The sequence below is a fragment of the Vitreoscilla stercoraria DSM 513 genome, from assembly GCF_000382305.1.
Classification (GTDB): Bacteria; Pseudomonadota; Gammaproteobacteria; order Burkholderiales; family Neisseriaceae; genus Vitreoscilla; species Vitreoscilla stercoraria.
This window is the reverse complement of record NZ_KB908030.1, coordinates 37128-51446: the sequence shown is the minus strand read 5'-3', so window position 1 is coordinate 51446 and position 14319 is coordinate 37128. Positions and strand designations below refer to the sequence as shown.

Here is a 14319-nt window from a genome sequence, read left to right as displayed (position 1 = left end):
TCATTATTTTTGTGGTGGGAAACAAGCAAAAAACCAACAAAATGGGATGGATTCTAACACAGCTTACCTTTGATACTATCGCAATAAAGCGACACAAATTAGACTGTATCATGGCAGTAACTGGCCACAGACGCAAAACCTTATCGTCATTAACTCATGCAAAAAAAGTATATGAATATCTCTCAATCATACCCATACAAATGGATTTGTCTGCTTTTCACCGTTTTTGTTCTGTCCGCTTGTGGCAATGACATCAAAAAAGATTTGATTGCCTTGGACCAAGCAATGTATGAATCAGGCATGACTGCAAGCAATAGCCAAAAACTGATTCAGCAAGCAGAACAAGCCCAAAGCATTGAAACACAAATGCAAGTGGCAAAAGAGATTCACCATCAGTTTCAAGTTTACAATCAAGCCATCGCCCAATTGGATTTTAAATCCAATGAAGTGCGCACTTTGCGCAACGAGTTGAGCGATCACAATCGCCAAATGATCAGCGCTTTAGATCAAATACTGCAATTGAACCTGCGCACAGGAATTGCCTTAAGCCCCGACCAACATCAACGTGCCACACAAACCATAGAGCGCTCACAACGACAAATACAACAAGCTGATGACAACATCCAAATTACCCACCAAAAAATCCAAGCTTTGGGCAAAGACAATGGCGTGAATTGGCGTTAAGGCCGCTCTTTTTGAACGCAGCATTTATATATCAATTCCACATCCGAAACGTAAGTTTCGGATTTTTAAACGCTTTCAATTTAAAAAATCACGTTTATTTTCAATCTTTGCATGCATCCATCCTGCCTTTTGAGCGCGATTTGTGCGAAAATAGCGCTTGCTTAAAAAGACCTAGATTCAGACAAATCCATGAACACACATCCTTCGGCACAAAAGCCGATTTTTTCTTATAAAAAATACTGGGCCAAACGCTTTGGCACTGCGCCTTTTTTACCTTCTACCCGCGCCGAAATGGACGAATTGGGTTGGGATTCTTGCGACATCATTTTGGTTTCAGGCGACTGCTATATTGACCATCCTAGCTTTGGTTCGGCTTTGATTGGTCGCTTGCTAGAAGCCCAAGGCTTCCGTGTTGGCATCATCTCACAACCTGATTGGACTTCTGCGGCTGCATTTCGTGAATTGGGAGAACCGAATTTGTTCTTCGGCGTGACCGCTGGCAATATGGATTCGATGATCAACCGTTACACGGCTGATAAAAAACCCCGCTCCGATGATGCATATACACCTCATGCTGCACCCAATAAGCGTCCTGACCGCGCGGTGATTGTGTATTCACAACGCTGTAAAGAGGCTTATCCTGGCGTGGACGTCATGATAGGCTCCATTGAAGCGAGTTTGCGCCGCATTGCCCAATACGATTATTGGTCGGACAAAGTACGTCCCTCTGTCCTCATCAATGCACGAGCTGAATTGTTGCTATATGGCAATGCCGAACGTGCGGTGGTCGAAATTGCCCACCGCCGTGCGGCAGGTGAACGTTTTAAAGACATTCGCGACGTGCGTGGTACGGCATTTTTAGTGCCACATGGCAAAACGCCAGACAACCAAGAATGGATTGAAATCGATTCCACCACTGTTGACGTACCAGGTAAAGTCGATACAATTTTAAATCCTTATCAAGAGCTCAGCCCTGAAGAATTGGCCGCTCGCGACAACGACGTTAAAGAACACGCCAAACCAGTGGTATTCATGACGGCCAAAGAACGTGCCGAAGCCCGTCGCCAAGAACGCCACCAACAAGTGGTGCGCATTCCGAGCTTTGAAGCGGTAGCTTATGACCCTGTATTGTACGCTCACGCCAGCCGTACTTTGCATTTGGAATCCAATCCAGGCAATGCGCGCGCTTTGGTGCAATTGCATGGCGAGCGCGATGTGTGGCTTAACGCCCCTCCTATTCCATTAACTACCGAGGAAATGGATTATGTGTTTGGCTTGCCGTACGCACGCAATCCCCATCCAAGCTATGGCGATGCCCACATCCCTGCTTGGGAAATGATTAAATTTTCGGTCAACATCATGCGCGGCTGTTTTGGTGGTTGTACGTTCTGCTCGATTACCGAACACGAAGGCCGCATCATTCAAAGCCGTTCACACGAATCGGTATTGAAAGAAATTGAAGAAATTCGCGATAAAGTTGACGGTTTCAAAGGCTATATTTCCGATTTGGGCGGTCCGACTGCCAATATGTACCGTTTGGCGTGTAAATCACACGACATCGAAAAAAACTGCCGTAAATTGTCTTGTGTATGGCCTGATATTTGCCCTAATTTGAACACTGACCACACTTCTTTGATTGAGTTATACCGCAAAGCTCGGGCGATTGATGGCGTCAAGAAAATCAGCATCGGTTCGGGTTTGCGTTACGATTTGGCGGTAGAAAGCCCTGAATACATCAAAGAATTGGTGACGCACCATGTTGGCGGCTATTTGAAAATTGCGCCTGAACATACCGAAGCGGGTCCATTGTCGATGATGATGAAGCCTGAAATGAAAAAATACGACCGTTTCAAAGAGTTGTTTGAAAAAGCCAGTAAAGAAGCAGGCAAAGAGCAATATTTGATTCCGTATTTCATTGCGGCGCATCCTGGCACATCAGACGAAGACATGATGAATTTGGCTTTGTGGCTCAAAGACAATAATTTCCGCCTCGACCAAGTGCAAACCTTCATGCCAACCCCAATGGCTTTGGCAACAACCATGTGGCATACCGGTCGCAATCCGTTGAAAAAATTGTCTCGCAGCTCTAATAAAGTCGACATCGTCAAAGAAGGCAAGCGTCGTAAACTGCACAAAGCTTTCTTGCGTTATCATCTGCCTGACAACTGGCCGTTAATACGCGAAGCTTTGGTGGAGATGGGTCGTGAAGATTTGATAGGTTACAGCAAAAAACATCTGATTCCACCGACACAACCTGCAGGCTGGGAACCGCCAAGCAAAGGTAGCAAACGCTTGTCGACAACGGGGCACGAACACAAACCCACAGCCAGTAATGGCGGTAAAAAAGTCTTAGGCAACAACCGTCCAAACCATGCAGGCGGCAAGACCAAAACCCAAACCGCACGTACCGCTTGGCACCCAAGCGAGCGTTTTCAGGACGCTGGTAAAGGCGCACACAGCAATGGCAATAACAGCAGTCGCCGCGCCAAACCTAGCAAGCCAAAAGCCCGTTAATAAACGCTAAGCTTAACCTACACCACACCATAGCATGCTATGGTGTTTTTTCTACCCCATTCATTCATCAAAAATCATGTCTGTACACACCATTTTATTAGATTTAGACGGCACTTTGACCGACCCTAAAATCGGCATCACCACTTGCATCCGTTACGGTTTGGCCAAAGTGGGTCATCCGATTCATGAAGAAATAGATTTGGATTGGTGTATTGGTCCACCCTTACACGCTTCTTTAGAACAATTGCTACCACCTGAATACCAACATCTCACCGAAGAAGCCTTGGCAGGCTATCGCGAGCGTTTTGGTGATATCGGCTTGTTTGAAAACGAAGTCTATCCCAGCGTTGCTGAAACCTTAAACACCCTACAACAACAAGGTTATGCCTTGATTTTGGCAACGGCAAAACCGACTGTTTACGCCAAACGCATTTTGGAACACTTCGGATTGTCGCCCTATTTCACCGCCATTCATGGCAGCGAACTGGATGGCACACGCACCAACAAAGGCGAATTGATTGCACATATATTACACACCCATGATTTGTCTGCCGATAAGTGCATTATGGTTGGTGACCGAGAATTTGATGTCTTGGGTGCGCGTGCCAATGGTATGCCTGTCATCGGTGCGTCTTATGGCTATGGCAGCACAGCAGAATGGCAACAATCGCCTGCCGATGCTCAAATGAACACTTTTGCCGACTTATTGAACGTGTTAGAACACTTTCAGGACGCTTAAATCTTCCTTCTATTATTGATATTCAAATATGAGAAATCCTTTGGTTTTTTGGGGCAGCCTCGCCTTATTACAATTTCTTTGGCTGTTTGTCGGTTGGGGATTTTACCGCTACGTTCAACTATTCAAGCCTCAATGCAAGCATGCTTGGGTCTTTATGCTCGCTGCTGTTGTGATAGGCGATATGTTGATGTGGGTTTTCAATGCCGCCATGCCCACCTTGCGCTGGCGTGGCACAATGGGTTTGTTGTTGTTCACCTCTTACGCGGTGATGTTTGTCGTGGCAGCAATCGCATGGTATTCAATAGGCAAACGCTTCATGTCTGCCAAAATCCTCCACACCAGCTTGCTCATCGCCATGCCACTGAGTTGGATGGCGGTGATTGCAGCCGGTTTGTATGGAGCATATTCACCCACCACGGTACATTACCAAGTCAAACTCGACAAACCCATGTCTGAACCCATTAAAGTGGCTTTGGTTGCCGATACGCACTTGGGCAAATTCATAGGCAAACACCATTTACAAGCCTTAAATGAGATTTTACAGCGCGAACAAGCAGACATTTTATTATTGGCAGGCGATGTGATGGATGATTTGCCTGATGATTATCGCACGCTGAACATGCACCCATACATGCAACAACTGTCAGCACCGTTGGGGAAATATGTGGTTTTAGGCAATCATGACAATTATCGCCAAGTACAAGCAGACATCGTACAAGACTTACAGGACGCTGGTTTCACTGTTTTGCGTGATGAGCGTGTACAAATTGGTGAACAATTGGTGTTAATTGGGCGGCGTGACAAAGTCGAGCCACGCTTGCCTGCTGCCCAATTGTTGCCGCAAAGTGATATGCCTGTGGTAGTCATCGACCACCAACCTGTCCCCGAACAAATGCAAGCTTTGGCTCATGCAGGCGCAGATTTGACGGTGTCAGGACATACCCATGGCGGACAAATTTTCCCGATGACGGCTTTGATTGGCTTTTTTCAAACCTATCCTTATGGGCATTACCATATAGACAACAATCAATTGATTGTGACCTCAGGCTTGGGGCTTTGGGGCTTGCCATTTCGTTTGGGTACCCGTTCAGAAGTGGTCATCATCCACATCACAGGCAAATAGGGGCAGCGAACTGCCCATATTCAGGCTATAATACGTCATTCGTTTATCAACGGCGCCCATTTGAAGCGCCGTTGTTTGCTCAGAAAGGATTTTAAATGCAAACCTTAGCAGTCAACCATCAAAGCAGTCATTTGCGTATCGGCGTGGTTCAAGCCCGTTTCACCGATGAAATCGGCACGCCATTGCGCCAAGCGTGTATCAGCAAATTATTGGAATTGGGTGTTTTAGAACACAACATCACTGTTGCGACTGTACCAGGTGCTTTGGAAGTACCCTTGGTTTTGCAAAATCTGGCAGCCACTGGCGATTATGATGCTTTGATTGCTTTGGGCGTCATCATTCGCGGTGAAACGTACCACTTTGAATTGGTTGCCAACGAATCAGGCGCGGCGATTACCCGCGTGGGTTTGGATTTCAACATCCCCATTGCCAATGCCATCTTGACCACAGAAAACGATGAACAAGCGATTGCTCGCATCGTCAAAGGCGAAGAAGCTGCTGTGGTAGCGGTTGAATTGGCGAACTTGTTGGCACAAATCAATGTGGCAGACAACGAAGAATAACAAGGAATTTATTTATGAAAACTGCCCGCCGCCGCGCGCGTGAATTTGTGGTACAAGGCTTGTACCAAGCGCAATTAAACAGCGAATTGACCGCGACCAACATCCGCAACAACTTATTGGACAACGAACAATTTTTCAAAGCCGATGAACCTTTGTTCAACCAAGTATTTGAAAATGCGTTTGAAACCCAAACAGAATTGTTGAACTTGATGTTGCCACACTTAGACCGTGCTTTGGACGAAGTCAGCCCAATTGAACGCGCGGTTTTGTTGATGGCCACTTACGAATTGCGTGAAATGCCAGAAACACCTTACCCTGTCATCATCAATGAAGCCATCGAAATCACCAAAACTTTTGGTGGCACCGATGGCTACAAATTCGTCAATGGCATTTTAGACAAATTGGCACCACAATTGCGTCCTAACGACCCACCACGCAAATAATCTTTTTAACCATTCGGTTCAAACAAGCGTCCTGTAAACCTTTACAGGACACTTGTTTCATTCACAGATACCGCAGTTTGCACAAACAACTCGCATTGTGCAAACAAACACGCATAACCGCTCACCAACACTTTTTGCGCTTGCACCTCTCCATACACGACACCACCGCGTTTGGAAACTTGTTTGGCACAAAGGTTGGTTTTGCCCAAACGCTCCGACCAATAAGGAAACAAGCCTGCATAAATCGAACCTGTCACAGGGTCTTCATCACCTCCATTGGCAGGCCAAAAATAACGCGATATAAAGTCAAATTCTTGCGTACTGGCTGCGGTAACCACCACATCATAAGGCGCCAAGGTTTTTAACAATGCCGCATTAATCGTCACATCGCGCACTGCTTGTTCATCATCATAAATGGCAAAATAAGCTTGTGCGCTGCGCAAAACTTGTTGCGGCTGATGTGACAAACCGTTTAACAACGCCTCAGGCACAGACGCCACCGCCGCCGCTTCACGTTTTGGAAACGCCATACGGATTAAACCATCGGCTTGCACCTCAATGGTAAATTCACCCAATAAAGCACACTCAAACACAATGTGTTCGCCTGCGCCATAAAAATGGTGCAATACATACGCGCTCGCTAAGCTGGCATGGCCACAAAATTCGATTTCCGTCAGCGGCGAAAACCAACGAATTTGATATTTCTGCCCTTGTGGCACCACAAAAACCGTTTCAGACAAATTGTTTTCAACTGCCATTTGCTGCATCAAATCATCGCTTAAAAAAGCAGGCAACACCACCACTGCCGCAGGATTGCCGCCAAACAAAGTTTGGGTAAACGCATCGACTATATATTGCTTCAATTGCATGACATCCCTTTCAAAGTCATCTATTTTTACTTTATCAGCCACAACTCAAGCGTCCTGTAAATGTTTACAGAACGCTTGAGTCACATCAAACCCCATTACACCGTCGGTTTGCCGTTGAATTCGTCCATGCTGGCATACACGCCAAAAACTTTCTCAGCCACCCAATCCCAAACACACAGCGGCAACACCCCACGACATGCCATGGCCAATTTGACCGTCCAAGGTGTATAAACCATGGCGTTGCCTTGCAACATACCACGCCAAGCACGTTCAACAGCTTGGGTCGGATTTAAAATAGGCGTCAATAACGGCCCTTTGGCACCATCGAACATGCCTGTGGACACATAACTTGGGCAAAACGTGGTCACACTCACATGTGTATGCCCCATTTTTTGACACTCCAAACGCAAAGAATCGCTCCAACCGATCATTGCCCATTTGGACGCGGCATACACGCTCATATTGGGATTGGCCAAAGTCCCTGCCGCAGAAGCCACATTCAAAATGCGTTTGCGACGGCTCGTGTCTTGTAACATTTCAGGCAAAAATTCGCGCGTTAACCACATCGGTGCCAAAGTATTGATGCGCATGGTCAATTCTATGTCTTTTTCACTGTCATGTTCCCAAAACAAGCTGCCTCGCACTATGCCTGCATTGTTAATCAACACATCAGGCACATCTAAAAACGCTTTCACTTGCTGCGCCCCAGCTCGAATAGAATCCAATTGCGCCAAATTCTCAGACACCACCAACACTTTCGCCCCTTGTGTCATCAAATCTGCTGCCAACGCGTGCGCACCTTGCGCATCCACATCCCACAACACCACATATTTTGCCCCTTGTGCCACCGCCTTGCGCGCATACAATTCACCCATGCCGCGCGCAGCACCCGTAATCACGACTTTTTGATTGTAAAGCGTTTGCGTTTCTTGCCCCATTTCATTTCCTTTTGGTCAATAGCTTTTTTTCGAGCACGATGAAAGGTTTATATGTTGTCAAAAGCGTCCTGTAAACCATTGATAAGCCGCATGTGACAGATTGATTCAATGCATACAAACAGTTTTCAATCCAACCAATCAATGAATGGTACGATTGCGAGCAGGCTTGATTTGGGCAAAGCGCAACAGTTTGTTTTTTTTGTGTAAGTCCAAACGCAAAGTTTGGCAATGTGTTTGCAAATATGTGGTCATCAATTTGGCAAATGATGCATGATGGGTATCCCAAAAATGCTGACATTGGACATCCTCTTCCAATCGTGCAAACATTAATGGCGCTTTCAATGTGTGCATTTTATTCACCACAAAAAATGCAATATCAATGGCAGACAAAGACATGGCTTTCCTTAGGCAGTATGGAGTCAATTTTTACCATGTAATATTAAGTGTCACCATCGTGGCTGACAAGTACAGCAACACAGATTTCTATATGCAATAGACATGAAACAACATACCCATCATCCAACACAAAGCGTCCTGTAATCTTTACAGGACGCTTTTGGCTGAGTATCGACTTAAGAACAATAATCCGCTTTTTGTGTTGCAATCAAAGTTAAGGCCGCTTCAAATGCCATTTTGACATATTCAGGATGGTCTTCTTCGTCAAATTGTTGCGCCGTGTGCTCACACACTTCAGGCGACGGCCAAGTCATTTGTCCACCCATAGACAAAGCTTTGACTTGAATTTGACACGCACGCTCCAAGAAAAACATGTCGTGAAACGCTTGATGGGTACTGATGCCCGCAGCGAGCAAGCCGTGATTGCGTAAAATCATCGTGCGCTTGTCACCCAAATCTGCCACCAAACGTTCACGCTCATCCAAATCTGTCGCCACACCTTCAAAATCATGGTAAGCAATGCGATTGTAAAACTTCATCGCGTGTTGGCTGATGAACGCCAAGCCGTCTTTTTGAGTCGATACCGCAATGCCATCGGCCGTGTGCGTGTGAATCACACAATGGATTTCAGGGCGGGCATGGTGAATGGCTGAATGAATCACAAAACCTGCCACATTGACATTTTTGCCTTCATCATATGCTTCTACAATATGGCCATCATGGTCGATTTTGACCAAATCAGACGCTTTCATCTGGTCAAACAAAATGCCATAACGATTGATTAAAAAATGGTTCGGCTCATTCGGCACACGCATGCTGATGTGCGTGTCAATCAAATCGGTCATGCGAAAATGTGCCATCAAACGGTACAATGCCGCCAACTCACAGCGGGCTTGCCATTCAACTTCTGAAATGTGTTGCGCTAACATGTGTGTCCTTTGTGATTTTATGGTGTGAAAATAGCCCTTTAAGCGTCCTGTAACGGTTTACAGGACGCTTTAAACGTGTTGACCACCATTAATATGTATTTCTGCGCCATTGATATAAGACGAAGCATCCGAACACAAAAATTGGATGGTTTTGGCCACTTCTGTTGTGGTGCCCAAACGCTGCATCGGCACCAAATCTTTCACCAACTTATCGGTACCAGGAGACAAAATATCGGTGCTGATTTCGCCCGGTGCAATGGCATTCACCCGCACACCCAAAGGTCCAAATTCATGCGCCATTTCACGCGTCAACGCTGCCAAACCTGCTTTAGAAGCGGCATAAGCCACACCTGCAAACGGATGCACGCGCGAACCGACAATCGAGGTGACATTGACAATTGAACCTTGGGCCGCAATCAATTCAGGTGCCAAAGCTTTGGCCAGTAAAGCGGTAGAAATTAAGTTGACATTCAACACTTGCATCCAAGTGGTCGCGTCAGTATGTAACACACCCAAACGACTGCCGCCCTCACCTTTGGGTGAAATACCCGCATTGTTCACCAACGCCGCCAACTGACCATTGGGCAATTTTTCACGCACGATTTGCGCCAACTGTTCTATGCCGTCCAAATCACCCAAATCAGCTTGAATGTGGCTTTCGCGCGCAGCAGGCCAACGACACGCTTCTGAAAATGGATGGCGTGAAACGGTCAAAATACGCCAACCTTGTTCTTGAAACACTTTCACAGTCGCATGTCCAATGCCTCGACTGGCACCTGTGAGCAACATGTATTTGGTATCCATATTTCATTCCTTTCATCAAAAATGAGGGCATCCCTGCCCTCATTGTTACATCACTGGCTTATGACTCAGACAAGGTTTAAGCATTTTTCACTCGGCGTTGAATCAACACAGTCAAAATGCCCACGATAATGGTGCCAACAATGAACAAGAAAGCCGCCGAGGCAATCGCAGGGCTGATGTTTTCACGAATGGTCGAAAACATTTGGCGCGCGATGGTGCGTTGATTGGGACCTGCCACAAACAAACTCAACACCACTTCATCCAAAGATGTGGCAAATGCCAACACGCCACCTGAAATAATACCCGGTCCTGCCAAAGGCAAAGTCACACGTGCCAAAACCGTTTTAGGACTGGCGCCCAAACTTTCTGCCGCCAATTCCACACGGGTATCAATGCCTGCCAAAGAACCGCTGACACTGATGAATACCAAAGGAATCGCCACCACAGTATGTGCAATGATCACGCCAATATAAGTATTGGCCAAGCCCAATTGACCGAACAACAACTGCATACCCACACCCAAAACCACCGCAGGAATCACCATCGGCAAGATGAAGATGGTACGAATCGGACCTGACAACATGATGCCTTGATGGCGCAAACCCAAAGCCGCCATCGTACCCAATACCGTTGCCAAGATGGTCGTACCAAAACCAATAATCAAGCTATTGATGATAGAACGCTTCCAAGCTTCATTGGTAAACAACACTTCAAACCAGCGGGTAGACCACTCAGGCACGGGATAAGTCAAAAAGCCGCCTGAAGTAAAACCCAATGGCAAGATGGCCAATAAAGGTGCAATCAAGAAAGTCACGATTGCAATGGCAAATAAAATTTTAATGATTTTTCCCATTATGCTTTCCTTGGTTTGTCATCGGTCATACGAGCGTAGACAAAATACAAAATCAAACACGCTACCAACAACACCATGCCCAAAGCGCCTGCCATGCCCCAGTTGGCTGCTCCCATTGCGTAGTAAGCAATCACCGAGCTGATCATTTGGTCGCTCGCACCACCAATCAAAGCTGGCGTAATGTAATAACCAATGGCCGTCATGAACACCAACAACATGCCAGACAAAATGCCACGCAAACTCAACGGCAACAAAACTTTCAAAAATGCGCGCCAAGGTGCAGCACCCAAAGAAGCGGCAGCTGGCATTAAATTTTTAGGAATGTTGGACACCACGCTGTAAATAGGCAAGACCATGAATGGCAACAACACATGCGTCATGGCAATGACCACACCAGTGCGGTTAAAAATCAATTGCAAAGGCTCAGCGGCCAATCCCAAAGTGGTCAACACGCCATTGATCAGACCATTGTCTTGCAACAAGATGAACCAAGCGGCAGTACGCACCAACAAAGAAGTCCACAACGGCAACAATACCGCACCAAACAAAATCGCTTTGGTCCAGCCACTGCTTGAAGCCAACAATACTGCATAAGGATAACCAATCAACACACAGAAAATGGTTACCAATGCCGCAATCCAAAACGTGCGCAACAACATTTCTTGGTTGGCCGATTTACCATCAGGCATGCTGACAATTTTGCCTTCTACATTGCGCTCCATGTCCACTGCAGCCAATAAGAATCGGTCTGTCACTGGTGAAGACAATTTATCTATCGCGTGCCAATATTGAGGCTCACTCCAACGCTTGTCTATCGTCTCTAAATCCGGTGGCGTATCAGAAGCTTTCACCACATTCAAAGTCTTGGTAAACAAAGTACGGAAACCAGGTTGCTCACTGTTGAGTTTGCGTACCATGTCACCGATTTTTTGTTGGTCTGTTTCTGCTTTTAAATCCGTCACCAACCCTTGTTTCATTTCCAAAGTTGGTGGCGATTGTTTGTCCCAATTACCAATGATGTCAGTGGTTTCTTTTAAAACGACCAAAACCGCATCGTCAGACACAGACTGTTTCATCACAACGGTGATGGGCCAAATAAAAAATGTCAAAATGAATAAAATCAGTGGCGCAATGAGCAAGTACGCACGGGTTTTTTTATTGGCTAATATATTCATGATGTCATGGTCCAGCAATCGTTGGCATTGAAATTGGCCACCACTTCAGAACCAATATCCCATTCGCTGGTTTTGCGACCCAAATGCACCACAAAATTGTGGGCTTGTTCGTCCAATTGAATGCGCAAATGGTCGCCCAAATACACACTGTCTTTGACTTTGGCATGCAAGCTGTTTTGTGCACCGCTACAAGACGAACTCAAATCAATGCGGCCTGGACGCACTGACACCAAAGCTTCTTGACCCACTTTGAAATGCTCTTGTGCTTGTACCGTAATATCTTGACCTTGTTTGGTACGCACAGTGGCCAACTCGCCATTGACAGCGGCAATTTCACCTTCAAACAAATTGGTTTCACCAATAAACTCCGCTACAAATCGTGTAGCAGGATGGTCATAAATCTCACGAGGGGTACCGATTTGTTCGATTTTGCCTTTGTTGAACACCGCAATGCGATCACTCATGGTCAAGGCTTCTTGTTGGTCATGCGTCACAAATACAATGGTCAAGCCCAAAGTTTTGTGCAGTTCACGAATGTCCAATTGCATTTGTTCGCGCAATTGTTTGTCCAAAGCGCCCAATGGTTCATCCATCAACACCACTTCAGGTTCAAACACCAAAGCGCGTGCCAACGCAATACGCTGTTGCTGGCCACCTGACAATTGCGATGGTTTGCGGTCTTTCATTGGCAACAATTGCACCATTTCCAAAGCTTTGGTCACTTTGGTTTGGATATCTGCTTTGGAAACGCCACGCATTTTCAAAGGAAAAGCAATATTGTCACCCACGCTCATGTGCGGGAACAGAGCATAGTTTTGGAATACCACACCGATATTGCGCTTGTAAGAAGGCAAATCGTTCAAAGATTTTTCATTCAACCAAATGTTACCGCCAGTTTGTCCTTCAAAACCAGCCAACATCATCAACAAAGTGGTTTTACCTGAACCAGATGGACCTAACAGGCTGATAAACTCACCTTTTTCGATATTTAATTCAAGATTTTCAATGATTTTTACATCACCATAAGACTTGCTAATGTTTTCAAAACGAATGTGGTAATCGCTCAAAATCGACTCCTTCAAGGCGTGACCATACTCTTCCAACCACCTGAGGCGGTCGGAAGTTATTTTTATGTCGTGTTATATTATTTAGACAACCAAGCGTTAAAGCGCTCAGTCAACTCTTCTGAGTTATCGATCCAGAAATCACCATTCAAGAAAATGGCATCTTTTTGGTTAGCAGGCGTGGTTGGTAAATCTTTAGAAAACTCGGCAGGCACGTTAGGAATAGCAGCCTTATTGGTCACACCGTAAGCAATATTATTCATAGGCATTTTCACTTGATTTTCAGGCAAGCTGGCAAATGCAATCAAATCCATCGCAGCATCTTTATTAGCAGCGTCTTTCAAAATCACCCAGCTATCGATGGCATAAATGCTTTCAGGCCATACCATTTTGAAATTGCGGTTTTCGGTTTTGTTCAAACCAGGAATACGGCCACTGTAAGTGGATGCCATCACCACTTCACCCGAAGCCAAAAATTGCAATGGCTGCGCACCAGCTTCCCACCAAATCAAATGCGGCTTCAATTCATCCAATTTTTTGAATGCACGATCCAAGCCTTCAGGTGTGGCCAAGACGGTATACAAATCTTCTTTTTTCACGCCATCTGCCAACAAAGCAAATTCCAAGGTGTATTTAGGACCTTTGCGCAAAGCACGTTTGCCTGGGAATTTTTCCACATTCCAGAAGTCCGCCCATGATTTTGGCGCTTCTTTTAATTTGTCACCATCATAAGTCAAGATAGTAGACCAAACCATATTGCCTACACCACAATCACTTGCAGAACCGTCAATGTATTTGTCTTTGCCACCGAGTTTGTCCCAATCCAATTTTTCAAACAAACCATCGTCACAACCGCGGATTAACTCTTCCACTTCTACTTGTACAATGTCCCAGTTTGGATTACCGCTTTGAATTTTCGATTGCAAAATACCATAACCACCATCATAAGACTCTTCCAATACAGGTTTGCCTGTTTGATTTGCAAATGGTGTGAAGTAAATTTGTTTGAACACTTCTTGCGTTGTGCCACCGAAACCAGCCACAGTCAAATCACGCTTGCCGCCTGAAGTTGTGGCCGCTGCGGGAGCGGAACTGCTGTCAGACGTCGCCGCCGCTGGCGTTGAAGAAGAACCACCACCGCAAGCAACCGCAGTTGCCAAAGTACCGATTAAAAGTGCTAAGTGAGTCAATTTCATTGTAATGCTACCTTCCCGTTTAATTAAAA

At 45.8% G+C, this 14319-nt stretch carries 15 protein-coding genes; 6 read left to right on the top strand and 9 right to left on the bottom strand.

Going from position 1 to position 14319, the window contains the following annotated elements:
- The first annotated feature begins 171 nt into the window (after nt 1-171).
- The 6 genes from H150_RS0110215 (at nt 172) to nusB (ending at nt 6066) form a co-directional block, all read left to right on the top strand.
- The gene (locus tag H150_RS0110215; RefSeq protein ID WP_019958965.1) at nt 172-684 is read left to right on the top strand and encodes a hypothetical protein; all 513 of its coding nucleotides are present in this window, start codon (nt 172-174) and stop codon (nt 682-684) included.
- 189 nt (nt 685-873) lie between these two features.
- Nucleotides 874-3198, top strand: a complete 2325-nt coding sequence (locus H150_RS0110210) for a YgiQ family radical SAM protein (protein ID WP_019958964.1) — start codon at nt 874-876, stop codon at nt 3196-3198.
- A gap of 76 nt (nt 3199-3274) precedes the next feature.
- Complete coding sequence (locus tag H150_RS0110205) at nt 3275-3937, top strand: HAD hydrolase-like protein (protein ID WP_019958963.1); 663 nt, start codon at nt 3275-3277, stop codon at nt 3935-3937.
- Nucleotides 3938-3965: 28 nt separating this feature from the next.
- Nucleotides 3966-5060 (top strand): metallophosphoesterase, encoded by a 1095-nt coding sequence (locus H150_RS14245; protein ID WP_019958962.1) that lies wholly within the window; start codon nt 3966-3968, stop codon nt 5058-5060.
- 95 nt (nt 5061-5155) lie between these two features.
- The gene (ribH, locus tag H150_RS0110195; RefSeq protein ID WP_019958961.1) at nt 5156-5623 is read left to right on the top strand and encodes a 6,7-dimethyl-8-ribityllumazine synthase; all 468 of its coding nucleotides are present in this window, start codon (nt 5156-5158) and stop codon (nt 5621-5623) included.
- A 14-nt stretch (nt 5624-5637) separates the two neighbouring features.
- Nucleotides 5638-6066 (top strand): transcription antitermination factor NusB, encoded by a 429-nt coding sequence (gene nusB / locus H150_RS0110190; RefSeq protein ID WP_019958960.1) that lies wholly within the window; start codon nt 5638-5640, stop codon nt 6064-6066.
- Between the two features lie 41 nt (nt 6067-6107).
- Here the strand turns inward: nusB and H150_RS0110185 are convergent, their stop codons facing one another.
- The 9 genes from H150_RS0110185 to H150_RS0110145 form a co-directional block, all read right to left on the bottom strand.
- Complete coding sequence (locus H150_RS0110185) at nt 6108-6935, bottom strand: PhzF family phenazine biosynthesis protein (RefSeq protein ID WP_019958959.1); 828 nt, start codon at nt 6933-6935, stop codon at nt 6108-6110.
- A gap of 95 nt (nt 6936-7030) precedes the next feature.
- Entirely contained in the window at nt 7031-7873 is an 843-nt protein-coding gene (locus H150_RS0110180; protein ID WP_019958958.1) for an SDR family NAD(P)-dependent oxidoreductase, read from the bottom strand.
- Nucleotides 7874-8011: 138 nt separating this feature from the next.
- The gene (locus tag H150_RS0110175) at nt 8012-8269 is read right to left on the bottom strand and encodes a hypothetical protein (RefSeq protein ID WP_019958957.1); all 258 of its coding nucleotides are present in this window, start codon (nt 8267-8269) and stop codon (nt 8012-8014) included.
- Between the two features lie 176 nt (nt 8270-8445).
- Complete coding sequence (locus tag H150_RS0110170) at nt 8446-9198, bottom strand: class II aldolase/adducin family protein (protein WP_019958956.1); 753 nt, start codon at nt 9196-9198, stop codon at nt 8446-8448.
- 69 nt (nt 9199-9267) lie between these two features.
- Entirely contained in the window at nt 9268-10002 is a 735-nt protein-coding gene (locus H150_RS0110165) for an SDR family NAD(P)-dependent oxidoreductase (protein WP_019958955.1), read from the bottom strand.
- A 76-nt stretch (nt 10003-10078) separates the two neighbouring features.
- A complete protein-coding gene (locus H150_RS0110160) occupies nt 10079-10855 on the bottom strand; it encodes an ABC transporter permease (RefSeq protein WP_019958954.1) in 777 nt (258 codons plus the stop codon).
- The gene (locus tag H150_RS0110155; protein ID WP_019958953.1) at nt 10855-12030 is read right to left on the bottom strand and encodes an ABC transporter permease; all 1176 of its coding nucleotides are present in this window, start codon (nt 12028-12030) and stop codon (nt 10855-10857) included. Before H150_RS0110155 ends, H150_RS0110160 begins: the two co-directional genes overlap by 1 nt.
- Complete coding sequence (locus H150_RS0110150) at nt 12027-13097, bottom strand: ABC transporter ATP-binding protein (protein ID WP_019958952.1); 1071 nt, start codon at nt 13095-13097, stop codon at nt 12027-12029. The genes H150_RS0110155 and H150_RS0110150 overlap by 4 nt, the downstream gene beginning before the upstream one ends.
- A gap of 77 nt (nt 13098-13174) precedes the next feature.
- On the bottom strand, nt 13175-14290 hold the full coding sequence (locus H150_RS0110145) for an ABC transporter substrate-binding protein (protein ID WP_019958951.1): 1116 nt from the start codon (nt 14288-14290) through the stop codon (nt 13175-13177).
- Between the last annotated feature and the right edge of the window lie 29 nt (nt 14291-14319).